The sequence below is a fragment of the Comamonas suwonensis genome (assembly GCF_012844455.2).
GTDB classification, from domain to species: Bacteria; Pseudomonadota; Gammaproteobacteria; order Burkholderiales; family Burkholderiaceae_C; genus Comamonas; species Comamonas suwonensis.
On record NZ_JABBCQ020000012.1, the window covers coordinates 137,475 to 150,785 of the forward strand.

Sequence of the window (13,311 nt, forward strand, 5' to 3'; positions counted from 1 at the left end):
GTAAAAACCGCCTCTAATGCTTTTACCATCTGCGCGCAATGCGCTGTTTTTAATAACAAAACCCGGCGCAAGGCCGGGTTGGAGTCGCAACAGCACCAGTCGTGAAAAGCTGGCGTCTTCTAAGACAGAGACAGCCAGCAAGCGCCGCCGCGCAGCGAGGCTGTCGTCCCCCTGTTTTTTTTATTCAGGGGAAGGCGCGTCAGCGCCTCAGGGGTTACTGTCCTGCCACATGCTTGCGCAGGTGCTCAAGCGCTTCTTCCACCTGATCGACCAGCACCAGGCTCAGGTCGCCGGCTTCCAGGCGGCTCAAAGCGTGGTCAATGGCGATGAATTCACCGTGGATTTCAGTGGTGTAAGTCGTACGGATGGCCCCTTCCAGCCCCTGCTTCAGCAGTGCCAGCACTTCACCATCTTTGCGGCCGCGCTGCGCTGCGTCCTGGTACAGGATCACGTCGTCAAACACTTTGCCCAGAATCTGGGTCTGCTCGATGATGTCCTGATCGCGGCGGTCACCCGCACCGCTGATGACTACGCTGCGGCGCTTGGCCGGCATGGCTTCCACAGCTTGCACCAGGGCGCGCATGGCGTCCGGGTTGTGGCCGTAGTCGGCAATGATGGTGGCACCCTTGTAATCCATCACGTTAAAGCGCGCGGGGGCGTTGCCGGTGTCGTTCAGGAAACCAGCCAGACCGCGGCGGATCGTCTGCCAGGGCAGGCCAGCCGCCCATGCCGCGCCAATCGATGCCATCACGTTTTCAACCTGGAAGGTGATGGTGCCGTTGCGGGTGATGGGGATGTCGCGCAGCGCAATGGTTTCGCGCCATGAGCCTTCGGCGGCCACGATGGAGTCGCCATCCACATAGACCACGCGGCTGCCCTGGGCGCGGTGCGTGGCCATGATGGGGTGGTGGCGATCGGCGGCAAAGAAGATGACCTTGCCGGGGCAAACGGATGCCATGGCGGCGACCAGTGGGTCGGCTGCATTGAGCACGCCGTAGCCATCAGTCGCGACGTTTTGCACGATGACGCGCTTCAACACGCCCACGTCTTCCTTGGTGGTGATGAAGTTCAGACCCAGATGATCGCCTTCGCCCACGTTGGTGACCACGGCCACCTGGCAGCGGTCAAAACCCAGACCTTCACGCAAAATGCCGCCGCGTGCGCATTCGAGCACGGCGGCATCGGTTTCGGGGTGGGCCAGCGCGTTGCGGGCGCTCTTGGGGCCGGAGCAGTCACCGCTGTCGATCTGGCGGCCGTTGACCCACACGCCATCGGTGTTGGTCATGGCGGTGCGCCAGCCGTGCGACGTGAACAGGTGGGCAATCACGCGGGTGGTCGTGGTCTTGCCATTGGTGCCGGTGACGGCAACCAGGGGGATGCGGCCGTTGTCACCAGGCGCATACAGCTCGTCCACCATGGGTACGCCCACGTTGCGAGGGCGACCAAAGGACGGTGCCAGGTGCATGCGCAGGCCGGGGGCCGCGTTCACTTCCACAATGCCGCCGCTTTGCTCTTCCAGCGGCTTGAGCATGGTTTCGCAGACCACGTCCACGCCGCAGATGTGCAGCCCAATGGTCTGGGCCGCTTCAATCGCGCGGGCGGCGATTTCGGGGTGCACGTCGTCGGTCACGTCGGTGGCGCTGCCGCCGGTGGACAGGTTGGCGTTGTTGCGCAACACCACGCGCTGGCCCTGCGCGGGCACGGATTCAGGGCTCAGACCTTCGCTGGCAATGCGGGCAATGGCGATATCGTCCAGGCGAATCTTGGTCAGCGCCGTGCCGTGGCCCGAGCCGCGACGTGGGTCCTGATTGACGATTTCGACCAGTTCGCGAATGGTGTGGGTGCCATCACCGAGCACCTGGGGTGGCTCGCGGCGGGCAGCGGCGACGAGTTGGCCGCCGACGACCAGCATGCGGAAATCGTGGCCAGGCAAGAAGCGCTCGACCAGAATTTCGTCGCCAAACTCACTGGCTACTTTGTAGGCCGCTTCCAGGCCTTCGCGGGTGGTGATATTGACCACCACGCCCTTGCCCTGGTTGCCGTCCTGCGGCTTGACCACGACGGGCAGGCCTACTTCTTGCGCCACGACCCAGGCGTCTTCCACATCTGTCACGGGACGGCCCATGGGCACAGGCACGCCAGCGGCGTGCAGCAGGCGCTTGGTCAGGTCTTTGTCCTGTGCAATCGACTCAGCCACGGCGCTGGTGGAGTCCAGCTCGGCAGCCTGAAAGCGGCGGGCCTTGGAGCCCCAGCCCAATTGCACCAGAGACCCGGTGGTGAGACGGCGATAGGGAATGCCACGGGCTACGGCGGCATCCAGGATGGCGCCGGTCGAAGGGCCGATGCGGTCGTCTTCGTCCAGCTCGCGCAGTTGGGCGATGACCTTGTCGCTGTCAAAAGGCGTGTCGTTGAGGGCCGCCAGGATCAGGGCTTCGGCCTGCTCCATGGCCAGTCGGCCCACGGCTTCCTCGGTGTACTCCACCACGACCTGGAAGGTGCCGTGTTCCACAGTCTCATGTGTGCGGCTGAAGGAGACAGGGCAGCCAGCCTGCGCCTGCAGCGACAGGGCGGCTACTTCCAGCACATGGGCCAGCGACAGGTGCTGGTTGGCACCATGGGGCTGCAGCGTGCCAATGGTGGGGAAGCGTGCGCGCAGCTTGTCTTCAAAGCCGGGCATGGCGGTGTAGCGCAACTCGCTGTCTTCACAGTGCACGATGGCTTCGAAGGCGGTGCTGCGGGTCCAGAGGTTGGGGCCACGCAGGGCTCGGATGCGGGTGATCTGCATAGTGTTCTTTCAGCTGAATATCAAGCTATTTCTTGGCTTGGCGCTTGCCCTGCAAGCGCCAGCAGCTATATTTATTGAAGCGTTTGACGGGCGCTCAAGCCTGGTACTCAAAGGTCTTGATGCCCGCGCCGATCAGATCGGGCGTGATATCCAGCGCCCATGCCGTGGCAATCGCGGCCAGCAGCGCGGGGGTGTCGGGGCGCTTGCCACCGGCCAGAGACAGTGCATCCAGCGTGCCCAGAACGCGCTCTTGCGTGCCGGTGGCCAGCACTACATTGCTGCCCTTGACGAACACGGCGCGGCCGCCTTCGTGCTGAACTTCTGTATTGGCGCGGTGGGCCGCAATGAATTCGTTGGCGGCGTCGGCAGAGTACAGCACCACTTCGCCGTCGCACAGCTCGGCCAGATCGGCCACTTCGGGCAGGTCAGCGTTCAGCACGCCAGCACCGCCATCGAGCACCACATCGATCTGGGTGCGCATCACGCGGCGCATCTGGCCGGGTTCCAGCACATCGTGATCGGCCAGTTGTTCAAAGCCGTCCATATCGGTCACAACACCGACCAGGCAGCGGTCATAGGCCAGACCTTCTTCCAGAATGGAGCGGGCGGTGGTTTGAATCACGGCGGCCTGCGCCAGACGGTTGGTCAGCAGGCGGTGTGCACCGGCCCAGTTGGCGGTGTTGGTCTTTTGTGTCTGGCGGTTGGCCAGATACATGCCTTCGCTGCTGGCAACGCCGGTCAGCTTGCCAGACAGCTGCAGCAGCCAGCCCACCAGACGCGAGATGAAGGCGTTGCTGCGGGTGCCCACAATGCCGACGACGGGAATGCGGCCAGCGCCGGGGCCGTCTTCACGCGGGAAGAGGTGGTCGGCAATCGCCATACCGACGGGGCGGGGTGCACCGCTGGTGGGCTTGAGGTGCATCAGCAGGCCGGGGCCGGCGTTGACTTCCAGAATCGCGCCCTGTCCCTGCATGGGTTGGGAGACGTCTTTCAGAATCATGTCCATGCCTGCGATATCGAGGCCGACGATTTTGGCGGCCAGCACGGCGTAGTACGCCACATCGGGGTGAACGTCGTCCAGGCAGTCGATGGCCATGTTGCCGTTGCGCTGCAGCAGTACGGCCTGACCTTGGGGGATCACGCTGTCGGGCGTCACATGCTGGCGGTTCAGCTCCAGCTTGACGGCACCGGCGTCCAGATTGATCCAGTCCAGCGGGTATTCCTGCTCGGGGCCGCGACGGGGATCCAGGTTCAGCACAGCGACCAGCTCGCGCAGCGTGGCGGTGCCGTTGCCGTAGACCGACACGGTTTCGCCCTTGGTGGCGGCGACGACTTTGCCGCCCACCACCAGCAGGCGGTGCTCGGTGCCGTCGATGAAACGTTCCACGATGACGTCGGAGCCTTCGGGCTGGGCCAGCGCAAAAGCGGCCTTGATGTCCGCTTCCTGGTACAGCTCCAGTGTCACGCCCCGGGCATGGTTGCCGTCCGATGGCTTGACGGTGACGGGAAAGCCAATGTCCTGTGCCACTTCCCACGCTTCTTCGGGCGTGGCGACGATCTGGCCTTCAGGCACGGGCACGCCGCAGGCGGTCAGCAGGCGCTTGGTGAAGTCTTTGTCCTGGGCAATGCCTTCGGCAATGGCGCTGGTCTGGTCGGATTCAGCTGTCCAGATGCGGCGCTGTGCCGCGCCGTAGCCCAGTTGCACCAGATTGCCGTCGTTCAGGCGGATATGGGGGATGCGGCGCTCGCCAGCGGCATCGACAATGCAGCCGGTCGATGGGCCGAGGTAACGGTCATTGATCGCTGTCTTGATGGCGTGGATGGCGGGTTTGATCTCGAACGGCTCATCGTTGATGGCCGCCATCAGCAGCTTGTGACCATGCTCCAGCGCCACGCGGGCCACCGCTTCTTCGGGGCAGCGGAACACCATGCGGTACACGCCGCGCTTGGAGATTTCACGGGTCTGACCAAACTCGGCAGGCATGCCGGCCAGGTTCAGCAGCTCGATGATCACGTGCTCCAGCACATGGCCCATCCAGGTGCCGCCTTCAAGACGCTGGATAAAGCCGCCGCGCTCGCCCACGCCGCAGGTGTGCTCGATCAGGTCGGGCAGCCAGGCAGTCAGGCGGTCGTTGAGGCCGGGAATCTTGTTGGACGGGTAGTCTTCCAGCTCTCCCAGATCCAGCCAGACTTCCAGTACCGGGCGGTAGGTCCAGACACTGGGGCCGCGCAGGAAAGTGGTGCGTAAGAGTTGGATGTCGTTGAATTTCGCCATGTTGCTCAGCGGATAAAAATGGGGAGAGCAGGCCTTTTTAAACTCCTGCCCCTGATGGATTGGCATTGTGCGCCCAGAATCTGCATTGTGAAGCTTGTCAGCCTAAAGGCGGGCTCGCGCGTTAAGTGGGGTGTATCGGACGTCGGGCAAAGCCACGTTTACCATGCCGAAGCGGCTAGCCGCATGACTTCTGGAGCCGCCAAGGGCGGAGAAAAATAACTCAACATGCAACATCACCATACTGTGGACGCCTCGGCCGTCTTTGCAGGCCCCCTGGGGGGCGATCTGCGAGCAAAGCTCGTTGAACATGAGAACGTTTTAGCCATCGTCCCGGTTGACCTGAGTGCGGATTTGAAGTTCGGCAACGGCCTGCTGGCCTTGACGCAGGAGCGTCTTCTGGCCTGCGACCCCCTCACTCACCATTGGCAGGAGTGGGCTCTGGCCGTCGACCAGTCCCTGCGTCTGCAGGACCACGGTGGTGTGGGCAATCTGGAGCTGCATACCCACGACGCCCGTCTGGCGCAGTGGCATATCACGCTGACCCATCAGGCTGCCATGCTGCAGCTGATCCAGCAGTTTGACCGCCAGCGCGAGCGCATTGCGCGCCATGAGACCTATACCGCAGCCGCCGATGAGGACGCTGCCCACTGCCCGGTCTGCCACTCGGCCCTGCCGCCGGATACCGAAGAATGCCCGGCCTGCGCGCGCCAGCAGGCACCTCAGACATCGACCTGGGTGCTGCTGCGCCTGTGGCGCTTTGCCAAACCCTACCAAGGCCAGCTGCTGCTGGGCTTTTTGCTGACGCTGGCCACGACGGCGGCCCAGCTGGTGGCACCGTATCTGACGATTCCGCTGATGGACAAGATCCTGATTCCGTTTCAGAACGGCGAGAAGATCGACTCCAGTCTGGTGACCTTCTATCTGGGCGCGCTGCTGGTTTCGGCGATTCTGGCCTGGGCTCTGGGCTGGGCACGCACTTTTGTGCTGGCCAAGGTGTCCGAGCGCATAGGCTCTAACCTGCGCACCACGACCTACAACCACTTGCTGAATCTGTCGGTGGACTTTTACGGCAGCAAGCGCACCGGTGACCTGATGGCACGGATTGGCGCGGAAACAGATCGTATTAATTTGTTTCTATCGTTGAATGCGCTGGATTTTGCGACCGATGTGCTGATGATCGTCATGACATCGGCGATTCTGTTCTCCATCAATCCCTGGCTGGCGCTGGTCACTCTGGTGCCGCTGCCTTTCATTGCCTGGATGATTCACACCGTGCGCGATCGCCTGCGCACCGGCTTTGAGAAGATCGACCGTGTCTGGTCCGAAGTGACCAATGTGCTTGCCGACACCATCCCCGGTATCCGCGTGGTCAAGGCTTTCGCTCAGGAAAAGCGCGAGGCGGACCGCTTTGCGGATGCCAATCTGGTCAACCTGCAGGCCAACGACAAGGTCAACAAGACCTGGTCGGTGTTCACCCCTACCGTCACGCTGCTGACTGAAATCGGCATTCTGATCGTCTGGGGCTTTGGTATTTATCTGGTGGCCGGCGGCTCCATCACCGTGGGTGTGCTGACCGCTTTCATTGCCTATATCGGCCGCTTCTATACGCGTCTTGATTCGATGAGCCGCATTGTTTCGGTCACGCAAAAGGCTGCTGCCGGTGCCAAGCGCATTTTCGACATCCTCGACCATGTGAGCAACGTGCCCGAGCCCGCCAATCCCGTGAAGCTGCCGGGCAAGGCCCAAGGCGCCATCACCATGGATAACGTGGGCTTTCGCTACGGCAGCCGCTCCGTTATCAAGCACCTGAACCTGCAAATCAAGCCTGGCGAGATGATTGGTCTGGTGGGCCACAGCGGCTCGGGCAAGAGCACGCTGGTCAATCTGATCTGCCGCTTCTACGACGTGAGTGAAGGCTCCATCCAGCTTGATGGCGTGGACGTGCGCCGCATGTCGGTGTCCGACTACCGCAGCAATATTGGCCTGGTGTTGCAAGAGCCCTTCCTGTTCTTCGGCACGATTGCCGAGAATCTGGCCTATGGCAAGCCCGGTGCCAGCCGCGAGGAAATCGTGGCCGCCGCTCGCGCCGCCCATGCGCACGAGTTCATCTTGCGCCTGCCCCACGGCTATGACTCGCTGGTGGGCGAGCGTGGTCAGGGTCTGTCGGGTGGTGAGCGTCAGCGCATCTCGATTGCCCGAGCGCTGCTGATTGATCCGCGCATCCTGATCCTGGACGAAGCCACATCTGCTGTGGATACCGAGACCGAAAAGGAAATCCAGAAGGCGCTGGACAACCTGGTCCAAGGCCGCACCACGATCGCCATTGCCCACCGCCTGTCCACGCTGCGCAAGGCCGACCGTCTGGTCGTCATGGACCGTGGCGAGATTGTGGAAGTGGGCCCGCATGACGAGCTGATGGCACTCAAGGGCCATTATTTCCGCCTGTATGACGCTCAGGCCCGCCGTGCCGAAGAAGATGCGCAGGCCGCAGGTCTGACACTGCAGACCAAGGAATAAATGATGATTGAAGCTCCCCCATCCCCTCTGAGTGGCATGCAACTGACGCGCAATGCCCATGGCCGACTGGTGCTGACACTGGCCAACGGTAATGTGTTCGAAGGCGTAACGCCCGTGCGAGCCTTCCCCATTGAAGCGCCGCTGGAAGGCCTGTCGCTGATTGCGGCGGATGGCAAAGAAGCGCTGTGGGTTTCTCGCATGGCTGACCTGCAGCCCGAGCACCGTCAGCTGATTGAGCAGGATCTGGCGGTCCGTGAATTCATTCCCACGATTGAGCACATCCTCAAGGTCTCCAGCTTTTCCACGCCCAGCACCTGGGACCTGCAGACCGACCGTGGGCCTACGCAAATGGTGCTCAAGGCGGAGGAAGATATCCGCAAGCTGGCGGGGCGCACCAAGCTGCAGATTACGGGTCAGGATGGCGTGCAGTACCGCATTCCTGACAGCAACAAGCTGGACCGCCATTCGCGCAAGCTGCTTGAGCGCTTCTTGTAAGCTTTCAGTTCAGACCAATTCACAGGCCTCACGCGTCAGCGCTGAGGCCTTTTTTATGCCGAAATGGTTTGCAGCCCTTTGCCGTAAAGCGCTGGCAGCTATCAAAACTAAATTGAAAATAATCCTTCAGTTTTCTCAAGAGTGGTCGATAAGACGGCGAGATAGCTGTTTTTCCGCCTGAATTTTTTCAACTCCCGAGGGCCATGCCATGCAAATTCCTCCTCTAGACCGGACACAGACGCCCTGGCGTACCCAGGGTGCGGATTTGTATTCCACAGGTGCCTCGGGTGCTGCGCCGGTGCGACCCGTCAATGCGGTGAACGCGAGCGAGTCTGTGGACAAGATTGGCGAGGGGCGAACGGTGCGCGAGCCTGAGAAGCCCTCAGTGGCCGATAGCGAGAACCGTGACTGGACGCTGGCCGAGGAGGTCAAGCAAAAGGAAGAGGTGGAGGAGCCGCCCAAGGAGCCTATCTCCAAGCAGCTCATCGAGTTCATTCAGTCCATGTGGCGGGCCAGCGCGCAGGCGGTGGAGCAGGCGCAGGAAGTGAGCAAGTCCGAGGATTTGCTGCAGAACAAGCAGTCGGCGCGCAATGAGCCGCTGACGTACTCCGAGCCTCGTATCAAGCGCACAGGTGGCCCCAAATAGTTGGCTGCTCTTGATTGAGTAGCTGATAGCGCTTACGAATGAAGCGCTTCAGCGATGTTTGGTGTTTACTTGTTTTCAGAATCAGCGTCGGTAGCATCTGATTTGTGAGCGTTTTCCGTTGCGGCAGGATTCGCAGCGGCCTCGGCGGCCTTTGCCTTTTCGCGCTCGGCGCGGTATTTGACGGCGTAGGCGCGGACTTCTTCGTAGGTTACAAAACCGTCCTTGTTGGTGTCGGTCTCGTCAAAGGCGGCAGCCAGCTTGGGGATGATGGCGACTTCCTTGCGGCTGAGCTTGCCATCGTGATTGAAGTCCAGCATTTTGAATTGCTGCTGGGCCTTGATTTCGCCCTTGGAGAGCTGGGCGCTGTTCTTGGCGCCTGATTTGTCAGCACCATCTTCAGCGCGCACGGTGGGCAGCAACAGCACAGCACTGGTCAGCAGCACGCCCATGGCGGATTTCATGATGGTGGTGCTGCGGGAGATGGAGATTTTCTTTTTGGCTGGGTGCATAGGGGTACAGATAAGGGCAATGCAGCCATTCTCAACCGCAAGCCCGTGATTGCACCCAAGTTTTGCATTCGCTTTCCGTGCTTTGCCAAGCTTTACGAATGTATCGGTGGTTTGTGATGGGCGATACCGCTGCGTACATGGCCTGATGGAACATGGCTTGCGGCATTGCGCACATGGCTGGTCTGGTCGTCAAAGAAGAAGTCGGGCTCGAACTCGCGCAGGAATTCGCCCTTGGCCAGGCCGCCAAGAAACATGGCCTCATCCACATCAATTTTCCAGTCCATCAGCGTGTTCAAGGCGCGCTCATGGGCGGGTGCGCTGCGTGCGGTGACCAGGGCCGTGCGTATGCGCATGCCCGGCACTTCAATTTGCTGCAGGCTGTGCAGGGCTGCCAGCAGGGGCTTGAACGGGCCTTCGGGCAGGGGCTGCGCGGCCTTTTCCTGCTCATGCTTTTGAAAGGCAGCCAGCCCCTCGGCCTGAAACACGCGCTCGGATTCATCGGAGAACAGCACGGCGTCGCCGTCAAAGGCAATGCGTACTTCCTGCGGGTGGCTGCCGCTGGCGCGCATGGAGTCGGTGAACACATGGGCGGCGGGGTAGCCCAGTTGCAGCGCCTGCGTGACATCGTCGGCATTGGCGGACAGAAACAGCTGTGCACCCAGTGGGCGCAGATAACCAAACGGGTCACGTCCCTGTGTGAATACGCCGCGTTGAATGGAGTGCAGGCCGTGGGCCTTGGCCGAGCGAAAGGCGCGCATGCCGCTGACCGGGTCGTTGCGTGACAGCAGCACGACCTCCACCCGTTGCTGCTCTTCGGTGTTGAAGGCCAGCAGCTTTTTGACCAGCGAAAATGCCACGCCGGGCGCAGCGGGTACATCCAGCCGCTCGCGCTGCAGGCGCAGATAGCTGGCCGGGTCGGTGTTTTCAAACAGGCGGTTTTCTTCCTCGAAATCAAACAGGGCACGCGAGGAGATGGCGACGACCAGCTGATCTTGCAGAGACACGGGCATAGGTGGAAAAGCCTGTTATTTGACGAACTGGTTGAGCTGGATGATGGGCATGAGCACGGCCAGCACGATGAGCATGACGATCAGGCCCATGGCGACAATGAGCAGCGGCTCCAGAATGGTGGCCAGGTGCATGGCGCGGCGCTGCACCTCGGTCGATAGCTGGGTGGCGGCGCGTTGCAGCATCAGCGGCAACTGGCCGGTTTGCTCACCCAGCCGGGCGAACATGGCGACCAGACCGGGAAAGCGCTTTTTCTGCGCCAGAGCCGATGCCAGCGGCGCGCCTTCACGCACCAGCACCAGTGCATCCATGGCATCCGCGCGCAGGGCGCGATTGTTCAGTGTTTCGGCTGCGGCTTGCAAGGCTTTGAGGATGGGAACGCCAGCCCCCGCCAGCATGGCCAGCGTGCTGGCAAAACGGGCGGCGTTGTAGCTGCGCGAGAGGCGACCGACTAGCGGCAGGTTGAGCCACTGGGCATCAAAATTTTCACGAAAGGCTTCGTTTTTGAGCGCCATGCGAAATCCCATGGCACCCACAACGATGACGCCCAGCATGAGCCAGCCGTAGCTGCGCACAAAGTCGCTGACGTTGAGCATCACCACGGTGAGAAACGGCAGTGCGCGCTTGGTTCCGGCAAACACGCCCGCGACCTGTGGCACCACATAGCTGACCAGAAAGATCACGATGACGATGGCTACCAGCGTGACGATGGCCGGGTACAGCGAAGCACCGATGAGCTTGGACTGCAGCGCCTGGCGCGACTCCAGATCGTCGGCCAGATTTTCCAGCACCGGGGCCAGACTGCCGCTGGATTCACCCGCGCCAATCACGGCGCAGAAGATGTCGGAGAACTCGCGCGGATGCTGCTCCAGCGCACGCGCAAAGCTGGAGCCTGCATTGACCTCGGCCCGCAAGGCGGCTACCAGCTGGTGCTGGCGCTGGTCTTCGGCCTCTTCGGCCAGAGCCGCCAGTGCGCGCTCAATGGGCAGGCCGGAGCTGACCAGACCGGCGATTTGCCGCGTCCACACGGCCAGACTCGTGGAGCTGAAGACAGGGCGTGTGAGCCAGCTTGATGCCGAGGCACCGCCTTTGCTCTGACCTGCCGCCACGGGCTCGACTTGCAGAGGCACCAGTGCCTGCGTACGCAGCTGGCTGCGTGCGGCACGGGCGTTATCGGCTTCAAGAATGCCCTTGCGGGTCTGGCCCTGGGCATCCAGGGCTTCAAAGGTAAAGGCGGGCATGCGTTGCAGTGGCTAGGAAACGAGTTACTGCGATGGTAGCGACTATTGATGACGGCACATCACGTTTGAGCCAAGGGTCCTCAAGACGGTTGAATGGCTTGCGCGGTCATTTTCAGGCTCCGCAGGCACAGACCGACCTCCTACATGTCGCTGATGATCAAGAGTTCAGCAGCCTGCGTTTCAACGGCCCGCTTTTGCAGGCCTTGCTGCATGGTGGGGGCTCGCCAGTCACGCCTGCGGTCAGAAAGTCGGCAATGGCGGGCTGGGAGCGTGCATCGATCGGCGGCCAGAAGTTGTCCACAGGTGGGCGCAGGTGTACGGTTGCTATGAAGTTTGATGGCCTCGTGCATGACGGTCATGCGCTGCAGGCCAAAAAACCTTAAATGATTGGAGCCATGGCGGCGGCTTGCATATCGCCGTCGATCTCGTCGGCACGCGCCGAGGCTGGGCGCTGCAGCAGCGGTGTGGCATAGGCTTCGAATTCGGGCAGCTTCGGCAAACTGCCATCCATCATGCTCCAGCCGATATAACTGGCCAGATACAGATCAGCGGCCGTGAAATGGTCGCCGCAGACATAGCGCTTGCCGCTTACCGCATGCTGCAGCGTGTTCACCACATCTTCAAAGTGGCCAAAGCCGGCCGACATGGCTTGCTGATGGGTTTGCAACTTCAGCCAGCCTTCGTTTTTGGCCGTGGTGGCGGCCTCTACCGGACCGGCAACAAAGAACAGCCAACGAAAATAGCTGGCGCGCTCCGGGCTGGCGATGGCAGGGGCCAGCTGCTTGTCGGGGAATAGCTCAGCCAGATAGGCCAGGATGGCCCCGGTCTCGGTGATCACGGCATCGCCATGCTGCAGTGCGGGAACCTTGCCCATGGGGTTGATGGCCAGAAATTCGGGCGTCTTCATCTCGGGGCCGAACTCCTGGTTCACGAGTTCATAGTCTGCACCGCACTCCTGCAGCATCCAGTGCACCATGCGGGCACGCGATCTGGGGTTGCTGAAAAAGCGCAGCTTGGGCGGGTGGGCTGTGGACATGGCGGATCTCCGTAATGGGCTGTTGTGGCATGGCAAAAACGCCATGCAGCCAATGTAGAAGCGGGGGCTGACAGTTTCTGTCAGCAGCCAGACGCCAGGCAGCGATGCTGGCTAGATTGAGTAGCCGGTCTGCTCCAGCCAGCGCTGTATCAGCGACTGGCGCCGCTGCGGATAACGCTGACCCAGGTCCTGCAAGGCGTGAACGCGGTCGGCGCGAAAGTGGCGAAATTCCTGACGCAGCTCGCACCAGGCGGAGACCACGCGCGCGCGCTCGAAATACGCCATGGCAAAAGGCCAGATCCGGCGCTCCGTCAGCGTGCCATGCTGATCCTCGTAGTGCAGCACGACGATGTGCTCGGCCCGGATGGCGCGGCGCAGCGCGGTCTGCCAGGTTTCGGGTTGGGGCGACTGCTGCATGTTGGGTACCAGTAGGCCGCTGGTGTCGACGGCAATGCGCAATTCCAGCGGTAGCGCGCTGCGAATGCGGTCCATGGCGGCCTTGGCTGCCTGTGCCAGTTGCGGATCGGCCTGCAGGCTGGCCCAGCTGGCACCCAGCAGCAGGGCTTCGAGCTCGTCGGCATTGAACATCAGCGGTGGCAGCAAAAAGCCGGGGCGCATCTCAAAGCCCAGACCTGGGTCGCCCAGAATGTCCGCCCCCTGGGCGCGCAAGGTGGCAATGTCGCGGTAAATGGTGCGCAGGCTCACGCCCAAAGACTGGGCTAGCTGCGGCCCGGACTGCGGCTGGCGGGCGCAGCGCAGGGCGTCGAGCAGCTGCAGCAGACGGGCGGACCGGCTCATG

The 13,311-nt window shown here is 61.9% G+C and carries 11 protein-coding genes; 4 read left to right on the top strand and 7 right to left on the bottom strand.

The features are described from left to right. Positions 1–214: 214 nt before the first annotated feature. Both cphA and HF327_RS14645 read right to left on the bottom strand, forming a co-directional pair. Positions 215–2,785 (bottom strand): cyanophycin synthetase, encoded by a 2,571-nt coding sequence (gene cphA / locus HF327_RS14640; RefSeq protein WP_198460867.1) that lies wholly within the window; start codon positions 2,783–2,785, stop codon positions 215–217. A 94-nt stretch (positions 2,786–2,879) separates the two neighbouring features. Next, positions 2,880–5,060, bottom strand: coding sequence for a cyanophycin synthetase (locus HF327_RS14645; RefSeq protein ID WP_198460868.1), 2,181 nt, complete (start codon positions 5,058–5,060; stop codon positions 2,880–2,882). Positions 5,061–5,285: 225 nt separating this feature from the next. Between HF327_RS14645 and HF327_RS14650 the strand changes: the two genes are divergently transcribed. The 3 genes from HF327_RS14650 (at position 5,286) to HF327_RS14660 (ending at position 8,718) form a co-directional block, all read left to right on the top strand. Next, positions 5,286–7,577 carry a cyanophycin metabolism-associated ABC transporter gene (locus tag HF327_RS14650; RefSeq protein WP_198460869.1) on the top strand — a complete coding sequence of 764 codons (2,292 nt, stop codon included), beginning with the start codon at positions 5,286–5,288 and terminating at the stop codon, positions 7,575–7,577. 3 nt (positions 7,578–7,580) lie between these two features. Further along, positions 7,581–8,072, top strand: coding sequence for a cyanophycin metabolism-associated DUF1854 family protein (locus HF327_RS14655; protein ID WP_198460870.1), 492 nt, complete (start codon positions 7,581–7,583; stop codon positions 8,070–8,072). 208 nt (positions 8,073–8,280) lie between these two features. Then, positions 8,281–8,718 (top strand): hypothetical protein, encoded by a 438-nt coding sequence (locus tag HF327_RS14660; RefSeq protein ID WP_198460871.1) that lies wholly within the window; start codon positions 8,281–8,283, stop codon positions 8,716–8,718. Positions 8,719–8,783: 65 nt separating this feature from the next. Here HF327_RS14660 and HF327_RS14665 read toward each other — a convergent pair whose 3' ends face one another. From HF327_RS14665 to gspF, 3 genes are all read right to left on the bottom strand, one after another. Next, positions 8,784–9,248, bottom strand: coding sequence for an EF-hand domain-containing protein (locus HF327_RS14665; protein ID WP_198460900.1), 465 nt, complete (start codon positions 9,246–9,248; stop codon positions 8,784–8,786). A 71-nt stretch (positions 9,249–9,319) separates the two neighbouring features. Beyond that, the gene (locus tag HF327_RS14670) at positions 9,320–10,237 is read right to left on the bottom strand and encodes a 5'-nucleotidase (protein ID WP_198460872.1); all 918 of its coding nucleotides are present in this window, start codon (positions 10,235–10,237) and stop codon (positions 9,320–9,322) included. Between the two features lie 15 nt (positions 10,238–10,252). Continuing rightward, a complete protein-coding gene (gene gspF / locus HF327_RS14675) occupies positions 10,253–11,476 on the bottom strand; it encodes a type II secretion system inner membrane protein GspF (protein ID WP_198460873.1) in 1,224 nt (407 codons plus the stop codon). Between the two features lie 98 nt (positions 11,477–11,574). Between gspF and HF327_RS14680 the strand changes: the two genes are divergently transcribed. Continuing rightward, entirely contained in the window at positions 11,575–11,859 is a 285-nt protein-coding gene (locus HF327_RS14680) for a hypothetical protein (protein WP_198460874.1), read from the top strand. Here the strand turns inward: HF327_RS14680 and HF327_RS14685 are convergent. Both HF327_RS14685 and HF327_RS14690 read right to left on the bottom strand, forming a co-directional pair. Then, positions 11,856–12,512 carry a glutathione S-transferase family protein gene (locus HF327_RS14685; RefSeq protein WP_198460875.1) on the bottom strand — a complete coding sequence of 219 codons (657 nt, stop codon included), beginning with the start codon at positions 12,510–12,512 and terminating at the stop codon, positions 11,856–11,858. The genes HF327_RS14680 and HF327_RS14685 overlap by 4 nt on opposite strands. Before the next feature lie 111 nt (positions 12,513–12,623). Further along, entirely contained in the window at positions 12,624–13,310 is a 687-nt protein-coding gene (locus HF327_RS14690; RefSeq protein WP_198460876.1) for a helix-turn-helix transcriptional regulator, read from the bottom strand. Position 13,311: the final 1 nt, after the last annotated feature.

Excerpts from the sequence above, each read along its gene's own strand:
- gspF (WP_198460873.1), bottom strand. The coding sequence starts at position 11,476 with ATGCCCGCCTTTACCTTTGAAGCCCTGGATGCCCAGGGCCAGACCCGC.
- cphA (WP_198460867.1), bottom strand. The coding sequence starts at position 2,785 with ATGCAGATCACCCGCATCCGAGCCCTGCGTGGCCCCAACCTCTGGACC.
- HF327_RS14645 (WP_198460868.1), bottom strand. The coding sequence starts at position 5,060 with ATGGCGAAATTCAACGACATCCAACTCTTACGCACCACTTTCCTGCGC.
- HF327_RS14685 (WP_198460875.1), bottom strand. The coding sequence starts at position 12,512 with ATGTCCACAGCCCACCCGCCCAAGCTGCGCTTTTTCAGCAACCCCAGA.
- HF327_RS14670 (WP_198460872.1), bottom strand. The coding sequence starts at position 10,237 with ATGCCCGTGTCTCTGCAAGATCAGCTGGTCGTCGCCATCTCCTCGCGT.
- HF327_RS14690 (WP_198460876.1), bottom strand. The coding sequence starts at position 13,310 with ATGAGCCGGTCCGCCCGTCTGCTGCAGCTGCTCGACGCCCTGCGCTGC.
- HF327_RS14660 (WP_198460871.1), top strand. The coding sequence starts at position 8,281 with ATGCAAATTCCTCCTCTAGACCGGACACAGACGCCCTGGCGTACCCAG.
- HF327_RS14650 (WP_198460869.1), top strand. The coding sequence starts at position 5,286 with ATGCAACATCACCATACTGTGGACGCCTCGGCCGTCTTTGCAGGCCCC.
- HF327_RS14655 (WP_198460870.1), top strand. The coding sequence starts at position 7,581 with ATGATTGAAGCTCCCCCATCCCCTCTGAGTGGCATGCAACTGACGCGC.